The sequence below is a fragment of the Stenotrophomonas sp. ZAC14D2_NAIMI4_7 genome (assembly GCF_003086675.1).
Classification (GTDB): domain Bacteria; phylum Pseudomonadota; class Gammaproteobacteria; order Xanthomonadales; family Xanthomonadaceae; genus Stenotrophomonas.
Genome location: NZ_CP025995.1, coordinates 3400805 through 3416358 on the forward strand (window position 1 = coordinate 3400805; position 15554 = coordinate 3416358).

Here is a 15554-nt window from a genome sequence, read left to right on the forward strand (position 1 = left end):
TGGCACTGCACTTTGCATCCACGCATGGCGGGGAGTGATCTGCTCGCGGGATATGCTTTCTGTAGAGCCGAGCCATGCTCGGCTGCTTTTCACGCGACGATGGGATGAGTCGAGCATGGCTCGACTCTACAGAAGCATCCACGCATGGCGTGGCGCTACCGGATCAGGCCAGCTTGGCCAGCACCGCGTCGGTGGCGGCCGCTGTGCTCACGGCCTGGCCCTTGGCGGCCAGGTCGGCAGTGAACACACCATCATCCAGCACGGCGTGCACCGCCGCTTCAACCGCGGCGGCTTCCGCTTCCAGCCCCAGCGAATGGCGCAGCAGCATCGCGGCGCTGAAGATCGTCGCGTAGGGGTTGGCGATGCCCTTGCCGGCGATGTCAGGTGCCGAACCGTGGATCGGTTCGTAGATGCCCACCGCGCCCGGTTCACCCAGCGATGCCGACGGCAGCAGCCCCAGCGAGCCGGCCAGCATCGAGGCCTCATCGGTGAGGATGTCGCCGAACATGTTCTCGGTCACGATCACGTCGTACTCGCGCGGCTTGGCCAACAGGTGCATGGCCATCGAGTCGACCAGCTGGTGCTCCAGCGCAACGTCCGGGAACTCCTCGCGGCCGATGCGCGCGGCCACGTCGCGCCACAGGCGCGAGGTTTCCAGCACGTTGGCCTTGTCCACCGAAGTGACCTTGCCGCGACGCTGCTGCGCCAGGCGGAAGGCGCTGCGCAGCACGCGCTCGATCTCGGCCACGGTGTAGCGGCACAGGTCGCTGGCGCTGTCCGCATCGCGGGTCTTGTCGCCGAAGTAGATGCCGCCGGTCAGTTCGCGCACCACCACGAAGTCCACGCCCTGCAGCAGCTCGGCTTTGATCGGCGAAGCGTGCAGCGCGGCTTCATGGGTGCGCACCGGGCGCAGGTTGGCGTACAGGCCCAGTGCCTTGCGGATCGCCAGCAGGCCCTGTTCCGGGCGCACCTTGGCATTCGGGTCGGACCACTTCGGGCCACCCACCGCGCCCAGCAGTATGGCGTTGGCGGACTGGCAGGCGGCCAGAGTCGTGGCCGGCAGCGGTTCACCGTGGCGGTCGATGGCGATGCCACCGATATCGTGCTCGCTGAAGGTGAAGGTGTGGTTGAAGCGTTCGGCGACGGCCTTCAGGACGGCAACCGCGGCGGCGGCCACTTCCGGGCCGATGCCATCACCGGGCAGGACAACAATTTCAGCGTGCATGCTCACTCTCGTAACGTTCGATTTCAGGGACACGGCCCAACAGATACCCCAACTGGTCCACGCCTTCCAGCAGGCAGGTCTGCGAGAAGCCATCCAGCGGGAAAGAATACACCCGGCCATCGGGCGTGCGCAGCTCGCGCGCGGCCACATCGATGGTCAGTTCATCGTCCGGGCGCTGCATCAGCGACTGCACGTCGGCCTCGTCCAGCACGATCGGCAGCAGGCCGTTCTTCAGCGAATTGCCGCGGAAGATGTCGGCGATCTCGCTGCTGACGATGGCGCGCAGGCCCAGGTCGGTCAGCGCCCACGGCGCATGTTCGCGCGAAGAACCGCAGCCGAAGTTGCGGCCCGCCAGCAGGATGCTGCGGCCGGCGTTGTGCGGCTGGTTGAAGGCGAAGTCGGCCACCGGCGAACCGTCGGCCTGCCAGCGCCAGTCATTGAACGCGTTGCGGCCCAGGCCGGCGCGTTCGGTGGTGGACAGGAACCGCGCCGGAATGATCTGGTCGGTATCGATGTTGGTCTGCGCCAGCACCACGCTGGACGAGGTCAGGGTACGGAAACCGGCCATCACGCCACCTCCTGTGCGAACAGTTCGCGGGTATCGGCCACCTGGCCCTTCACCGCGGCCCAGGCCGCGCTCATCGGCGAAGCCAGCAGGGTGCGCGAACCGGGGCCCTGGCGGCCCTCGAAGTTGCGGTTGCTGGTGCTCACGGCCAGCTGGCCGGGCGCGACCAGGTCACCGTTCATGGCGATGCACATCGAACAGCCCGGCTCGCGCCATTCGGCACCGGCGGCACGCACGATCTCGTGGATGCCTTCGGCCTCGGCCTGGCGCTTGACGATTTCCGAACCCGGCACCACCAGCATGCGCACGCCGTCGGCGACGTGGCGGCCACGCAGCACCTGCGCCACTTCGCGCATGTCGCTCAGGCGGCCGTTGGTGCAGGAGCCGACGAACACCACGTCCACCGGCGTACCGGCCAGGGCATGGCCGGGCTGGAAGTGCATGTAGTCCAGGCCCTTCTGCGCGGCGGCATCGTTGGCGGCCGGAATCGGCGCGTCCACCGCGATGGCGGTGCCCGGGTGGGTGCCCCAGGTCAGGGTGGGGCGGATGTCGGCGGCGTCGATGCGCACTTCGCTGTCGAAGCGTGCGCCTTCATCGCTGCGCAGCTGCTGCCAGCGCGCCACGGCGGCATCGAAGTCGGCGCCCTTGGGGCCGCGCGGGGTGTTGGCCACGAAGTCGAAGGTGACCTGGTCCGGGGCGACCATGCCGGCGCGCGCGCCAGCTTCGATGGACATGTTGCACAGGGTCATGCGCTGTTCCATGTCCATCGCTTCGATGGTGCTGCCACGGAACTCGATCACATGGCCAGTGCCGCCGTTGACGCCGATCACGCCGATGATGTGCAGGACCACGTCCTTGGCGCCGACGCCCGGCGCCAGCGCGCCGTCGACGGTGATCGCCAAGGTCCTGGCCTTGCGCTGCAGCAGGCACTGGGTGGCCAGCACGTGGCCCACTTCGCTGGTGCCGATGCCGAAGGCCAGCGAGCCGAACGCGCCGTGGGTGGAGGTGTGGCTGTCACCGCAGACGATGGTCATGCCCGGCTGGGTGAAGCCCTGTTCCGGCGCGATGACGTGGACGATGCCGCGGTTGTCGGAGGCCATGTCGAACAGTTCGATGCCGTACTCGGCGCAGTTGCGCGCCAGGGTGGCTACCTGCGCTTCGGAGGCGGCGCTGGCATAGGGCAGCTTGCCGTCGGCACCGGCCGGCAGGGTCGGGGTGGAATGGTCCATCGTCGCCTTGGTGCGGTCCGGGCGGCGCGGCGCCAGGCCGCGCGCGCGCAGCTCGGTGAAGGCCTGCGGCGAGGTGACCTCGTGGATCAGGTGCAGGTCGATGTACAGCACGGCGGGGGCGCTGTCGGATTCGGGAACCACCACGTGGGCGTCCCACAGTTTGTCGTACAGGGTGCGGGGTGCGGAAGTCATGCGTATGCCTGGCAGAAGTACGAGATGGCGAACATCAGTAAAGAGTATGAAACGGTCAAGTCAGCGACGGCGGGCGAGCACGCGCAGGCGCACGTAGTCGGCCAGCGGCTGGCCAGCGGCGTCACGCGGCAGGTCGTCCAGCAGGGCCGCCGCGGCGTCGCGCACGGTGGCGCGGGCGTGGTCCGGCAGGTCGTCCAGCAGCGGTGCGGCGAACACCCGCAGCCAGCCGGCAATGCCGGTCGGCAGTGCGGTGGGGCGTGGCGTGGTTTCGATCAGCTGCACCTGGAAGCCATGCTGGCGCAGGCGATCGGCGTAGCTGTCAGCGGTCGGGAAGTACCACTGGAACGCGCTGGCGCCGTGGCCATGGGCCACGCGTGCGGCCTGCACTGCGGCGATGATCGTGGCCACGTTGCCATGGCCGCCGAATTCAGCGACGAAGCGGCCGCCCGGGCGCAACGCCCGGCGCACGCCTTCCAACACGCGGTCGGGGTTGCCCATCCAATGCAGCGCAGCGTTGCTGAACACCGCATCGAATTCACTGTCGAAGGCCAGCGCGTGGCCGTCCATCACCTGCGCATCGACGCCGCGCGCGCGGGCGGCGATCACCAGCTCGGGCGAGGCATCCACGCCGTGCAGGCGAGCGCCGCTCAGGGCAAGTTCGGTGGTGAGCACGCCATCGCCACAGCCCAGGTCCAGGATGCGCTCGCCGGCGCGAGGGTCGAGCAGGCGCGCAACCGCACCGCCGAGCAGCGGCACGAAGCCGGCGTCGATCGCATAGTCCTGGGCATTCCACTGCTGGCCGGCGGCCGTGGTGGCGGTGTCGAAGGCGCTCATCTCACAGTCCTCAGGCGGTGGCGGGGGTGGCGGTTTCGGCGGTGCTGGCGGCGGCCTGGCGCTGGCGCAGCAGACGGTTGGCCACATCCAGCCAGGCCAGTGCCGAGGCTTCGATGATGTCCTTGCTGGTGCCGGTGCCGTCGTACTCGATGCCTTCGTGGCGCACGCTCAGGTTCGCCTCGCCGCGCGCATCGGCGCCGATGCCCACGCTGTGCACCTGGTAGCTGTCCAGCATCAGCTGCACGCCGGTGGCCGCCGACAGCGCGCCAAACAGCGCGTCGACCGGGCCATCGCCCTGCGCGGTCTCGGCCACGCGGTTGCCTTCCGGGTCGGACAGTTCCACCAGGGCGTTGGCGCGGCTGCCGACATCGCTGATGGTCATCGAGGCCAGGCGATAGCCCTGCGCGTTGGAACCGCCCTGCATCAGGGTCTGCAGATCGGCATCGGTCACTACGCGCTGCTGTTCGCACAGGCCCTTGAACTGCTCGAACACCAGCTTCAGCTCGTCCTCTTCCAGCCAGAAGCCCAGCGCACGCAGGCGCGACTCGACGGCCGCGCGGCCGCTGTGGCGGCCCAGCACCATCTGCGAATCTTCCCAGCCCACGTCTTCCGGACGCATGATTTCGTAGGTGCCGCGGTGGCGCAGCATGCCGTGCTGGTGGATGCCCGATTCATGGGCGAACGCATTGGCGCCCACGATGGCCTTGTTGCGCTGTACCGGCATGCCGACCAGGCGCTGCAGCAGCTGCGAAGTGCCGACGATGCGCGGGGTGTTGATGGCGGTGTCCTGCTCGTAGAACGCCTGGCGCACCTTCAGCGCCATGGTGATTTCTTCCAGCGAGCAGTTGCCGGCGCGCTCGCCGATGCCATTGATCGTGCACTCGACCTGGCGTGCACCGCCTTCGACGGCGGCCAGCGAGTTGGCTACGGCCAGGCCCAGGTCGTTATGGCAGTGCGCACTGAAGATCACGTTGGCCGCGTTCGGGACATCGGCCACGCCGGCGATCACCTGCTGGAACATCGCGCGGATTTCTTCCGGGGTGGTGAAGCCCACGGTGTCGGGCAGGTTGATGGTGGTGGCGCCGGCGGCGATGGCCACCCGCGAAACTTCGATCAGGTAGTCCAGCTCGGTACGGGTGGCATCCTCGGCGGAGAATTCCACGTCGTCGATGTACGAGCGCGCCAGGGTCACGTGCCTGCGTACCGATTCCAGCACCTGCTCGCGGGTCATGCGCAGCTTGTGTTCGCGGTGCAGCGGGCTGGTCGACAGGAACACGTGCAGGCGCGGGTTGGCCGCGGCTTCCAGGGCGCGCGCCGAGGTTTCGATGTCGGCCTGCAGGCAGCGCGACAGCACGGCCAGGGTCAGGCTGGGGCGGCGCAGCTCACGGCCGATCAGGGCCATCGCTTCGCGGTCGGACTGCGAGCTGGCCGGGAAGCCGGTCTCGATGATGTCCACGCCCAGTTCGTCCAGCGCACGCGCCATCACCAGCTTCTGCGGGGGGCTCATGCTGCAGCCGGGGGACTGCTCGCCGTCACGCAGGGTGGTATCGAAGATGCGGATGCGCGGGGTGGTAATTCGTTCGATGGTGGTCACAGGGAAATCTCCTCGACAGCGGGCGTTGCGGCTTGCAGGTGGGAAGGGGAAGGGGAAGCGGTGGGGACGCTGGCCTTGGCGGGCGAGCGCGGTGGCGTTCGGTTGGCGTCGGTGCGGCGCCTGCGCGGTTTGCGCGGCGGCCGCGGGCGGATGTCGGTGAGCAGGCCGGCCAGCACGCCGGCGTCGATGTTGCCGCCGGACACCACCGCACACTTGCGGCGGCCGGCCACGCGGCGCCCGGCGGCCAGCGCCAGCGCACCGGCGCCTTCGGCGATGATGTGCTCTTCCAGCGCCAGCCGCACCAGCGTCTCGCGCAGTTCGGCTTCGCGCACGATCACCACATCGTCCAGCAGCGAGGTGCACAGGCGGCGGGTCAGGAAGCCGGGAATCTTCACCCGCACGCCGTCGGCCAGCGACGGCACCGGTGCGATCTCGCGCACGTCACCGCTGATCGCGCGGGCCATGGAATCCACGCCCTCGACCTGCGCGCCGATCACGCGCACGCCCTGCGATTTCAGTGCCAGCGCTACGCCGGACGCCAGGCCACCGCCACCGATCGGCACGATCACCACGTCCATGGCATGGGCAGCCAGTTCGATGCCGACCGTGCCTTGGCCGGCAATCACGTCGGCATCGTCGAACGCCGACAGGAAACGGTAGCCGTGGCGCTGCGCCAGTTCCACGGCGAACGCGTAGGCCTCGTCATAGCTGTTGCCGTGCTGGCGCACGGTGGCGCCCCAGTGGGCGACGCCGGCGATCTTGGTGGCCGGTGCGCCGTGCGGCATCACGGTGATGGCCGGCACGTCCAGGCGGTAGGCGGCCCAGGCCACGCCCTGGGCGTGGTTGCCGGCCGAGGCGCAGATGACCGGCCGGGTATCACCGCGTTCGCGGCCGGCCAGCAGTGCGTTCAGCGCACCACGCACCTTGTACGAGCCAGTGCGCTGCAGGTTCTCCAGCTTCAGCCAGGTGCCGAAGCGTTCGGCATGGTGCAGCGGGGTAGGCGGCAGGAAGCGGCGCAGGCGGGCCTGCGCAGCCAGTACGTCGGCAACGCTTACGTCGCCGACATCGCTTTCGGTGCTGGCATCAGCGGCCGGCATGGGCCACCTGCGAGCGACGGCACTGCGCCGCATGCGCGCACGGGCGACGAAGAAGACGCCCCCGTACCGGCACCGTGGTCTCTACGGTACGGGTGTTCATGATGCGGCTCCTTCCAGTGCGGTGATCTGCACCGATACGCAGTCGTAGATCTTTTCGATCTGCCGGCACAGCGTTTCGGCCGGGCGCTGCCCGTCCACCACCAGCTGCAGGTGCCAGCGGCCTTCGTCGCTGTCCACCGGCGCGCCGCTGATCGCACGCGGGGCGAAGCCGCGGCGCTCGGCCATGCCGATCACGCGCAGCAGCGCGCCTTCGGCCGGGTGCAGCACCAGGTCAAGCCGGTATTGCATTGGGGGTCTCCTGGCGGGCGTGGGCGGGGTTGCTTTCCAGCATGGTGCTGTTGGCAGTGTTGGGCGGTACCAGCGGCCACACGTTGGCGCGGGCATCGATGGCCACGTGCAGCAGGGCCGGGCCCGGCTCGGCCAGCAGCGCGGCCAGGCCACCTTCCACGTCGTCGCGGGCGTCGATGCGGGTGGCGGCAATGCCGAACACCTTGGCCAGGGCCACGAAGTCCGGGTTGTCGGACAGGTCGATCTCGCTGTAGCGCTCGGCGAAGAACAGTTCCTGCCACTGCCGCACCATGCCCAGCGAACTGTTGTCCAGCAGCACGATCTTCACCGGCAGGCGGCAACGGGCGATGGTGGCCAGTTCCTGCACGTTCATCATGAAGCTGCCATCACCGGACACCAGCACCACGGTACGGTCGGGGCAGGCGAACTGCGCACCCATCGCCGCCGGCAGGCCGAAGCCCATGGTGCCCAGCGCGCCACTGGTCAGGTGGTTGCGCGGATGGTTGAAGCGGCAGTGCTGGGCCACCCACATCTGGTGCTGGCCGACATCGCAGGCGATCACCGCATCGGACGGGGCCAGTTCGCTCAGCCGCTTCAGCAGCGCCGGGGCGTAGATGTGCTGTCCCGGCGCGTCGTAGCGGGCAGCGAAGCGATCACGGTGCTGCGCACAGCGCTTGCGCCATGCGTCCTGGTGGGCCTTGGGGGAGGGGAAGGCCGCACGCAGGGCGCGGATGGCATGGCCCACATTGCCGGGCACGGCGACATCGGCGCTGCGCAGCTTGGAGATCTCGTAGGCGTCGGCGTCGATGTGGACAACGCGGGCGAACGGAGCGAACTCGGCCAGCTTGCCGGTGGCACGGTCATCGAAGCGTGCACCCAGCACCAGCAGCAGATCGCTCTCCTGCACGGCCATGTTCGCCGCACGGGTGCCGTGCATGCCCAGCATGCCCAGCGACTGCGGGTGCTGCGGGGGCAGCGCGCCCAGGCCACGCAGGGTCATCACGGTGGGGATGGCACTGGCCTCGACGAAGTCGCGCAGGTCCTGCACGGCCTCGCCCAGGGCAATACCACCGCCGGCGTAGACCACCGGCTTTTCGGCCGCGGCCAGCGCGGCGATGGCTTCGGCAATGGCGGCATCGGCGGCGGCGGCCGGCGGTTCCACGCTGGACGGCACATGCGCCGGCAGGTGGCTGGCATCGGCCAGCTGCACGTCCTTGGGCAGGTCGATCAGCACCGGGCCGGGGCGGCCTTCGCGGGCGATGCGGAAGGCATCGGCCACCACGCGCGGCAGGTCATCGACGCTGCGCACCAGCCAGCTGTGCTTGACGATGGGCATGGTCAGGCCAAACACATCCAGTTCCTGGAAGGCGTCGGTGCCCAGCAGCGGCGTGCCGACCTGGCCGGTGATGCAGACCATGGGCACCGAATCCAGCATCGCATCGGCGATGCCGGTCACCAGGTTCGACGCGCCCGGGCCGGAAGTGGCCACGCAGACGCCGACCTGGCCGCTGGCGCGGGCAAAGCCGTTGGCCGCCAGCGCCGCGCCCTGCTCATGGCGCACCAGGATGTGCTTCAGCGCCGAATCCACCAGCGCGTCGTAGAACGGCATGATGGTGCCGCCCGGATAGCCGAACAGCGTACGGACACCCTCGGCCTCCAGCGCCTGGGTCAGCCAGCGCGCGCCGTTGGGCGGCGCGCTGCGGTGTGTGGAAGAGTTCATGGGGGAACCTTGCAAAGCGGGTGGGGGAGGGCCGCGTGGTTACGCGGCCTGTCCTTGCAACCAGACCATCTTGGCGCGCAGTTCCTTGCCTACCTTTTCGATCGGGTGCTCCAGGTCGGCCTGCTTGAACTTGTTGTAGTTCGGCAGGCCCGCTTCGTACTCGGCCACCCAGTTCTTGGTGAACGTGCCGTCCTGGATGTCCTTCAGGACTTCCTTCATGCGCTCCTTGGTGCCGGCGTCGATCACCCGCGGGCCGCTCACGTAGTCACCGTACTGCGCGGTTTCAGAGATGAATTCCAGCATGCGCGAGATGCCGCCTTCGTAGAACAGGTCCACGATCAGCTTCAGTTCGTGCAGCACTTCGTAGTAGGCGATTTCCGGCTGGTAGCCGGCTTCCACCAGGGTTTCGAAACCGGCCTGCACCAGCGCCGAGGCACCGCCGCACAGCACCGCCTGTTCGCCGAACAGATCGGTTTCGGTTTCTTCCTTGAAGGTGGTCTGGATCAGGTTGGCGCGTGCGCCGCCCAGGCCGGCTGCATAGGCCTGCGCGTGCTGCGCGGCCTGGCCGCTGGTGTCCTGGTAGACCGCCCAGATGCACGGCACGCCGCGGCCGATCTCGTATTCGCGGCGCACCAGCGCGCCCGGGCCCTTCGGTGCGACCAGCACCACGTCCAGGTCGGCGCGCGGCTCGATCATGCCGTAGTGCACGTTCAGGCCGTGGGCGAACAACAGGCAGGCGCCCTGTTTCATGTTCGGCGCCAGCACCTCGTTGTAGAGCTTCTTCTGCACCATGTCCGGGGTCAGCACGGCCACCAGGTCGGCATCCTTCACCGCCTCAGCCGGGGCCACCACGGTGAAGCCATCGGCCTGGGCCTTGGCTTCGGTCGGGCCACCCGGGCGCAGGCCTACCACCACGTCGAAGCCGGATTCACGCAGGTTCAGCGCGTGGGCGCGGCCCTGGCTGCCGTAACCGATGACGGCGATCTTGGTCTGGGGCAGGGAGTTGGTGCTCATGGGGGAGGTTCCTTGGCTGGGAAGAAAAAAGACGGCCGGCAGTCGAAGCGACGTACCGGCCGGTCAGGGGAAAACGGGGGAGGAGGCGCCGCCCATCGCACGGGCACAGCCACCACGGCAGGGCGTGGTGGTGCAGGTCCGGGTTTTGCGGGAGGCGGTGTGCATGGTCGTGGCTGGATGGTTGAGTGGTTGCGTGTGAAACCAGGTCCTGAAATGAAAAAACCCGCACCTGGGTGGGTGCGGGTTTCTGATCGAGTTCCGGTGTGTGTTGTCTGCTTACACGCTGGCTCGTCCCGCACCTGTGGGCTGGCTAATAAGTACGAGCACGAGAAGCGAACGCAGCGATGCGGCGCCGGAATCGGCGGCTTCAGTGGCAGTTCGCAGGGGCGGGTGGCGTTGCAGCATGGGATCGAGAGAAACATAGCCATTTCGGCGGTGTCAACCCTGGCAACGGGTTTTTCATCGGTTTCGCCTGTATCTGGCGAAAAGGCTTGCGGCACAAGGATGGTTGCCGCTGAAAGTGTTTCGGTGAACCGGAATTCACTCTTTTCAGCGGGTTTTTTGCGCGGATTCGCGGGTGATTTCGCCACGCGCGTTGGTAGGTGCGGACCTTGGTCCGCACTGGATTCCCCGAAGCCGGCAGCGGTGCACGCATCCCGCCCTGGTAGGTGCGGACCTTGGTCCGCACAGGATTCCCCGAAGCCGGCAGCGGTGCATGCATCCCGCCGTGGTAGGTGCGGACCTTGGTCCGCACAGGATTCCCCGAAGGCAGCAGCCGTGCGGACCAAGGTCCGCACAGGATTCCCCGAAGGCAGCAGCCGTGCGGACCAAGGTCCGCACCTACCGAAGGCAGCAGCCGTGCGGACCAAGGTCCGCACCTACCGAAGGCAGCAGCCGTGCGGACCAAGGTCCGCACCTACCGAAGGCATCAGCCGTGCGGACCAAGGTCCGCACCTACCGAAGGCAGCAGCCGTGCGGACCAAGGTCCGCACCTACCGAAGGCAGCGGCCGTGCGGACCAAGGTCCGCACCTACCACGGCACCGCCGTCCATGACCTCTGCCCGATTCCGGCCGCCGCCCGAAGCGGCGAAGATCAGGGCACCACCCTTCCATCGGACCCCAACCGTGTCCCGACGCCTTGCCCGTTCCCTGCTTGCCGCTGCCGTGCTGGCCGCGGTCCCCACCGTGTCCAGTGCAGCCGACCGCATCACCGGCCAGCCCTTTGCTACTCGTTCCGAAGTGATTGCCCCGCATGCGATGGCCGCCACCTCGCAGCCGCTGGCCACCCAGATCGCGCTGGACGTGATGAAGGCCGGTGGTTCGGCCGTCGATGCCGCCATTGCCGCCAACGCCGCCCTGGGGCTGATGGAGCCGACCGGCAACGGCATCGGCGGCGACCTGTTCGCCATCGTCTGGGATCCGAAGACGAAGAAGCTGTACGGCTACAACGGCTCGGGGCGTTCGCCGAAGTCTCTTACCCTGGCCGAATTCCAGCGCCGTGGGCTGAAGGAGATCCCCGCCACCGGTCCGCTGCCGGTATCGGTGCCCGGCGCGGTCGACGGCTGGTTCGCCCTGCACGACCGCTTCGGCCGCAAGCCGATGGCCGACAACCTGGCCCCGGCCATCCGCTACGCGCGCGAAGGCCACCCGGTGGCGGAAGTGATTGCCTACTACTGGGATCGTTCGGTGCCACGCTTGTCCAAGTACCCCGGCTTCACCGAACAGTTCACCATCGACGGCCACGCCCCGCGCAAGGGCCAGATGTGGAAGAACCCGAACCTGGCCGACACCCTGCAGAAAATCGCCGACGGTGGCCGCGATGCGTTCTACAAGGGCGACGTGGCACGCACCATCGGTGATTACTTCAAGGCCAACGGCGGTTATCTCAGTTACCAGGACATGGCCGACCACCACGGTGAATGGGTCGAGCCGGTCAGCAGCAACTACCGCGGCTATGACGTGTGGGAACTGCCGCCCAACAGCCAGGGCATTGCCGCGCTGCAGATCCTCAACGTGCTGGAAGGCTACGACTTCTCGAAGATCCCGTTCGGCTCGCCCGAGCATGTGCACCTGTTCGTGGAAGCCAAGAAGCTGGCCTTCGCCGATCGCGCGCGCTTCTATGCCGACATGGCCTTCCAGCCGGCGCCGGTGCAGAAGCTCATTTCCAAGGATTACGCTGCGCAGCGCCGCGCGCTGATCTCGATGGACAAGGCGCTGAAGGAAGTGCAGCCGGGCACGCCGAAGCAGCTCGAGCAGGGCGACACGATCTACATGACCGTGGCCGACAGCGACGGCATGATGGTCTCGCTCATCCAGTCCAACTACCGTGGCATGGGCAGCGGCATGGCACCGCCGGGGCTGGGCTTCATCCTGCAGGACCGCGGCGAGATGTTCGTGCTGCAGAAGAACCACCCCAACGGCTACGCGCCGGGCAAGCGCCCGTTCCAGACCATCATTCCGGCCTTCATCACCAAGGACGGCAAGCCGTACGCCAGCTTCGGCGTGATGGGCGGAGCGATGCAGCCGCAGGGCCATGCGCAGATCGTGATGAACCTGGTGGACTTCGGCATGAACCTGCAGGAAGCCGGCGATGCGCCGCGCATCCAGCATGAAGGATCCACCGAGCCGACCGGCCAGGCCACGGCCATGAGCGATGGCGGCGAAGTGAACCTGGAAACCGGCTTCCCCTACGAAACCGTGCGCGCACTGATGCGCAAGGGCCACCGCGTGGTGTTCGCCGATGGCCCGTATGGCGGCTACCAGGCGATCCTGCGTGATCCGGAAACCGGTGTGTACTTCGGCGCCTCGGAAAGCCGCAAGGATGGCCAGGCGGCGGGCTACTGAGCCCGCCTGTGGTCTAATACGCAGCAAGAAGCGGGGGTACCGTGGCCAGTGGCCGCGGTTGAGACAGTCCCTTGGAACCTGATCCGGTTCATACCGGCGTAGGGAAGCTTTGCAGTGCAACCGTGCCCGGAGTCCGCCCAAGGACCGTCCGGGCGCGGTGCGCAGTGCGCCGCCGCTTCGTCCCTGACCCTCCTGGACGATGCCCGATGAACGCACAGCCTTCCGATCTGCAGCAGCAGGCCCAGCAACTTTCCGCCTCCGTGACCCGGCCCATTGCCGGCTCTCGGAAGATCCACGTGGCCGGTTCACGCCCGGACCTGCGCGTGCCCATGCGCGAGATCGCCCTGGCCCGCACGCCCACCCTGTTCGGTGGCGAAGAGAATCCACCGTTGACCGTGTATGACACGTCCGGTGCCTATACCGATCCGCACGCGCGCATCGACCTGACCACCGGCCTGCCGGCGCTGCGCCGTGCCTGGATCGAAGAACGGGGTGATACCGAGCAACTGGACGCGCTCAGTTCGCGCTTTGGTCGCGAACGCGAGCACGATCCGAAACTGGATGCAGTGCGCTTCCCGGCACGCAGCCTGCCGCGGCGCGCGCGGGCCGGCGCCAACGTCACCCAGATGCATTACGCACGGCGCGGCATCATCACCCCGGAAATGGAGTTCGTGGCGATCCGCGAAAACCAGCGGCTGCAGGACATCCGTGATGCCACGCTGCTGCAGCAGCACGCCGGTGAATCCTTCGGTGCATCCATCCCGAAGATCATCACGCCTGAGTTCGTGCGCGATGAAATCGCCCGCGGCCGCGCGGTGCTGCCCAACAACATCAACCACCCCGAAAGCGAGCCGATGATCATCGGTCGCAATTTCCTGACCAAGATCAACGCCAACATCGGCAACAGCGCGGTGTCCTCCGGCATCGCCGAAGAAGTGGAAAAGCTGGTGTGGGCGATCCGTTGGGGCGGCGACACGGTGATGGATCTGTCCACCGGCAAGCACATCCACGAAACGCGCGAGTGGATCATCCGCAATTCGCCGGTGGCCATCGGTACGGTGCCGATCTACCAGGCGCTGGAAAAAGTGGACGGGCGCGCCGAGGCACTCACCTGGGAAATCTTCCGCGACACCCTCATCGAGCAGGCCGAACAGGGCGTGGACTACTTCACCATCCACGCCGGCGTGCTGCTGCGCTACGTGCCACTCACCGCCAGGCGGGTGACTGGCATCGTCAGTCGTGGCGGTTCGATCATGGCCAAGTGGTGCCTTGCCCACCACAAGGAGAATTTCCTCTACACGCACTTCGAGGAGATCTGCGAAATCATGAAGGCCTACGACGTGACATTCTCGCTGGGCGATGGCCTGCGCCCGGGCTGCATTGCCGATGCCAACGATGCGGCGCAGTTCGGTGAACTGGAGACGCTGGGCGAGCTGACGAAGATCGCGTGGAAGCACGACGTGCAGACCATGATCGAAGGGCCCGGCCATGTGCCGATGCAGCTGATCAAGGAAAACATGGACAAGCAGCTGCGCGAGTGTGGCGAGGCGCCGTTCTACACGCTGGGTCCGCTGACCACCGATATCGCCCCCGGCTACGACCACATCACCAGCGCCATCGGCGCGGCCATGATCGGGTGGTTCGGCACCGCCATGCTCTGCTACGTCACGCCCAAGGAGCACCTGGGGTTGCCCAACCGCCAGGATGTGCGTGACGGCATCATGGCCTATCGCATCGCCGCCCACGCCGCCGATCTGGCCAAGGGACACCCGGGTGCACAGGTGCGTGACAACGCCCTCAGCAAGGCGCGTTTCGAGTTCCGCTGGGAAGACCAGTTCCATCTGGGCCTGGATCCGGAAAAGGCCAAGGAATTCCACGACGAGACATTGCCGAAGGACGCACACAAGCTCGCCCACTTCTGTTCGATGTGTGGCCCGCACTTCTGCTCGATGAAGATCACCCAGGACGTGCGCGAGTACGCCGAGGCCGGCATGCAGGAAAAGTCCAGGGAGTTCCGCGACGGCGGTGCCCGGGTCTACCAGCAGGGCTGACACGGTAGCGCCGGGCCCTGCCCGGCGAGCGCAGCGGTAAGCAGGAACCGCTGCGCTCACCCGGCACCGGCTATGCTCGCCGCATCACCCAGGGGATGCAGACCATGCCTGTTGCCGTGACCACCCGCTGGCTGGCCATTGCCCGCCGCCATCCTTCCGCCTGGTTGTTGGCTGCGCAGCTGCTGGCGGTGCTGCTGTACCCGGCGCTGGACGAAACCGCCGGCGGTCGCGCCGCGCTGGGGGTGTTCGGCATGGCGGTGCTGGGGCTGGCGTTGTGGGTGGTGCAGCGCAGCCCGCTGGGCACCTGGCTGGCGTTGGTGCTGGCCATTCCGTCGGTGGTGTTTTCCATTGCCGCCGCGCTGCTCGATCACCCCGGCCTGGGCAGTACCGCGCAGCTGCTTGAAAGCCTGTTGTACTTCTACACCGCCGGTGCGCTGACCGCGTACATGCTGCAGGACCACAAGGTGACCCGCGACGAGCTGTTCGCCGTTGGTGCTACGTTCACATTGCTCGCATGGGGATTCGCGTTCGCATTCGCGGTCTGCCAGCAGTGGTATCCGGGCAGTTTCCAGGGCACCGGCGGGGGGCTGCAGCGCACGTGGATGGAGCTGCTTTATCTGAGCTTCAGCTTGCTGTCCGGGGTCGGTCTGAGTGACGTGGTTCCCCTGCATCCGCAGGCACGCGCACTGGTCATGCTGGAGCAGTTTTCCGGCGTGATGTACGTGGCTTTGGTGGTTTCGCGACTGGTCGGACTGACCATGCTGCGACGTGCCTGAAAATGAACGCCAGATAAAAATTTCGCGCCCCGAAGGGCGCGAATGGTGAAGCTTATTATCTGAAT

The 15554-nt window shown here is 67.3% G+C and carries 12 protein-coding genes and 1 riboswitch; of the genes, 3 read left to right on the forward strand and 9 right to left on the reverse strand.

Annotated features, from left to right (window positions below):
* Positions 1 to 163 precede the first annotated feature (163 nt).
* From leuB to ilvC, 9 genes are all read right to left on the reverse strand, one after another.
* Entirely contained in the window at positions 164 to 1225 is a 1062-nt protein-coding gene (gene leuB, locus C1922_RS15630) for a 3-isopropylmalate dehydrogenase (RefSeq protein ID WP_108750600.1), read from the reverse strand.
* A complete protein-coding gene (leuD, locus tag C1922_RS15635) occupies positions 1215 to 1793 on the reverse strand; it encodes a 3-isopropylmalate dehydratase small subunit (protein ID WP_108750601.1) in 579 nt (192 codons plus the stop codon). The genes leuB and leuD overlap by 11 nt, the downstream gene beginning before the upstream one ends.
* Positions 1793 to 3211, reverse strand: a complete 1419-nt coding sequence (gene leuC, locus C1922_RS15640) for a 3-isopropylmalate dehydratase large subunit (protein ID WP_108750602.1) — start codon at positions 3209 to 3211, stop codon at positions 1793 to 1795. Before leuC ends, leuD begins: the two co-directional genes overlap by 1 nt.
* Positions 3212 to 3271: 60 nt before the next feature.
* Positions 3272 to 4045 carry a class I SAM-dependent methyltransferase gene (locus tag C1922_RS15645; RefSeq protein WP_108750603.1) on the reverse strand — a complete coding sequence of 258 codons (774 nt, stop codon included), beginning with the start codon at positions 4043 to 4045 and terminating at the stop codon, positions 3272 to 3274.
* Positions 4046 to 4055: 10 nt separating this feature from the next.
* Entirely contained in the window at positions 4056 to 5639 is a 1584-nt protein-coding gene (locus tag C1922_RS15650; RefSeq protein ID WP_108750604.1) for a 2-isopropylmalate synthase, read from the reverse strand.
* On the reverse strand, positions 5636 to 6736 hold the full coding sequence (locus C1922_RS15655; RefSeq protein WP_108750605.1) for a threonine dehydratase: 1101 nt from the start codon (positions 6734 to 6736) through the stop codon (positions 5636 to 5638). The genes C1922_RS15650 and C1922_RS15655 overlap by 4 nt, the downstream gene beginning before the upstream one ends.
* Before the next feature lie 96 nt (positions 6737 to 6832).
* Complete coding sequence (locus tag C1922_RS15660; RefSeq protein WP_108750606.1) at positions 6833 to 7084, reverse strand: ACT domain-containing protein; 252 nt, start codon at positions 7082 to 7084, stop codon at positions 6833 to 6835.
* Complete coding sequence (ilvG, locus tag C1922_RS15665) at positions 7068 to 8804, reverse strand: acetolactate synthase 2 catalytic subunit (RefSeq protein WP_108750607.1); 1737 nt, start codon at positions 8802 to 8804, stop codon at positions 7068 to 7070. Before ilvG ends, C1922_RS15660 begins: the two co-directional genes overlap by 17 nt.
* A 39-nt stretch (positions 8805 to 8843) precedes the next feature.
* The gene (ilvC, locus tag C1922_RS15670) at positions 8844 to 9818 is read right to left on the reverse strand and encodes a ketol-acid reductoisomerase (RefSeq protein WP_108750608.1); all 975 of its coding nucleotides are present in this window, start codon (positions 9816 to 9818) and stop codon (positions 8844 to 8846) included.
* 1125 nt (positions 9819 to 10943) lie between these two features.
* Here ilvC and ggt point away from each other — a divergent pair.
* The 3 genes from ggt (at position 10944) to C1922_RS15685 (ending at position 15489) form a co-directional block, all read left to right on the forward strand.
* Positions 10944 to 12662: a gamma-glutamyltransferase gene (gene ggt, locus C1922_RS15675; protein WP_108750609.1), complete on the forward strand. Its 1719-nt coding sequence runs from the start codon at positions 10944 to 10946 to the stop codon at positions 12660 to 12662.
* 22 nt (positions 12663 to 12684) lie between these two features.
* Positions 12685 to 12785: riboswitch (TPP riboswitch) on the forward strand.
* 83 nt (positions 12786 to 12868) lie between these two features.
* The gene (gene thiC / locus C1922_RS15680) at positions 12869 to 14713 is read left to right on the forward strand and encodes a phosphomethylpyrimidine synthase ThiC (protein WP_108750610.1); all 1845 of its coding nucleotides are present in this window, start codon (positions 12869 to 12871) and stop codon (positions 14711 to 14713) included.
* Positions 14714 to 14817: 104 nt separating this feature from the next.
* Positions 14818 to 15489 (forward strand): ion channel, encoded by a 672-nt coding sequence (locus C1922_RS15685; protein WP_108751624.1) that lies wholly within the window; start codon positions 14818 to 14820, stop codon positions 15487 to 15489.
* The last annotated feature ends 65 nt before the right edge of the window (positions 15490 to 15554 follow it).

What these genes read in the sequence shown, in the direction of transcription:
- leuB (WP_108750600.1), bottom strand. Translation starts at nt 1,225, where the DNA reads ATGCACGCTGAAATTGTTGTCCTGCCCGGTGATGGCATCGGCCCGGAA.
- leuD (WP_108750601.1), bottom strand. Translation starts at nt 1,793, where the DNA reads ATGGCCGGTTTCCGTACCCTGACCTCGTCCAGCGTGGTGCTGGCGCAG.
- leuC (WP_108750602.1), bottom strand. Translation starts at nt 3,211, where the DNA reads ATGACTTCCGCACCCCGCACCCTGTACGACAAACTGTGGGACGCCCAC.
- C1922_RS15645 (WP_108750603.1), bottom strand. Translation starts at nt 4,045, where the DNA reads ATGAGCGCCTTCGACACCGCCACCACGGCCGCCGGCCAGCAGTGGAAT.
- C1922_RS15655 (WP_108750605.1), bottom strand. Translation starts at nt 6,736, where the DNA reads ATGCCGGCCGCTGATGCCAGCACCGAAAGCGATGTCGGCGACGTAAGC.
- C1922_RS15660 (WP_108750606.1), bottom strand. Translation starts at nt 7,084, where the DNA reads ATGCAATACCGGCTTGACCTGGTGCTGCACCCGGCCGAAGGCGCGCTG.
- ilvG (WP_108750607.1), bottom strand. Translation starts at nt 8,804, where the DNA reads ATGAACTCTTCCACACACCGCAGCGCGCCGCCCAACGGCGCGCGCTGG.
- ilvC (WP_108750608.1), bottom strand. Translation starts at nt 9,818, where the DNA reads ATGAGCACCAACTCCCTGCCCCAGACCAAGATCGCCGTCATCGGTTAC.
- thiC (WP_108750610.1), top strand. Translation starts at nt 12,869, where the DNA reads ATGAACGCACAGCCTTCCGATCTGCAGCAGCAGGCCCAGCAACTTTCC.
- C1922_RS15685 (WP_108751624.1), top strand. Translation starts at nt 14,818, where the DNA reads ATGCCTGTTGCCGTGACCACCCGCTGGCTGGCCATTGCCCGCCGCCAT.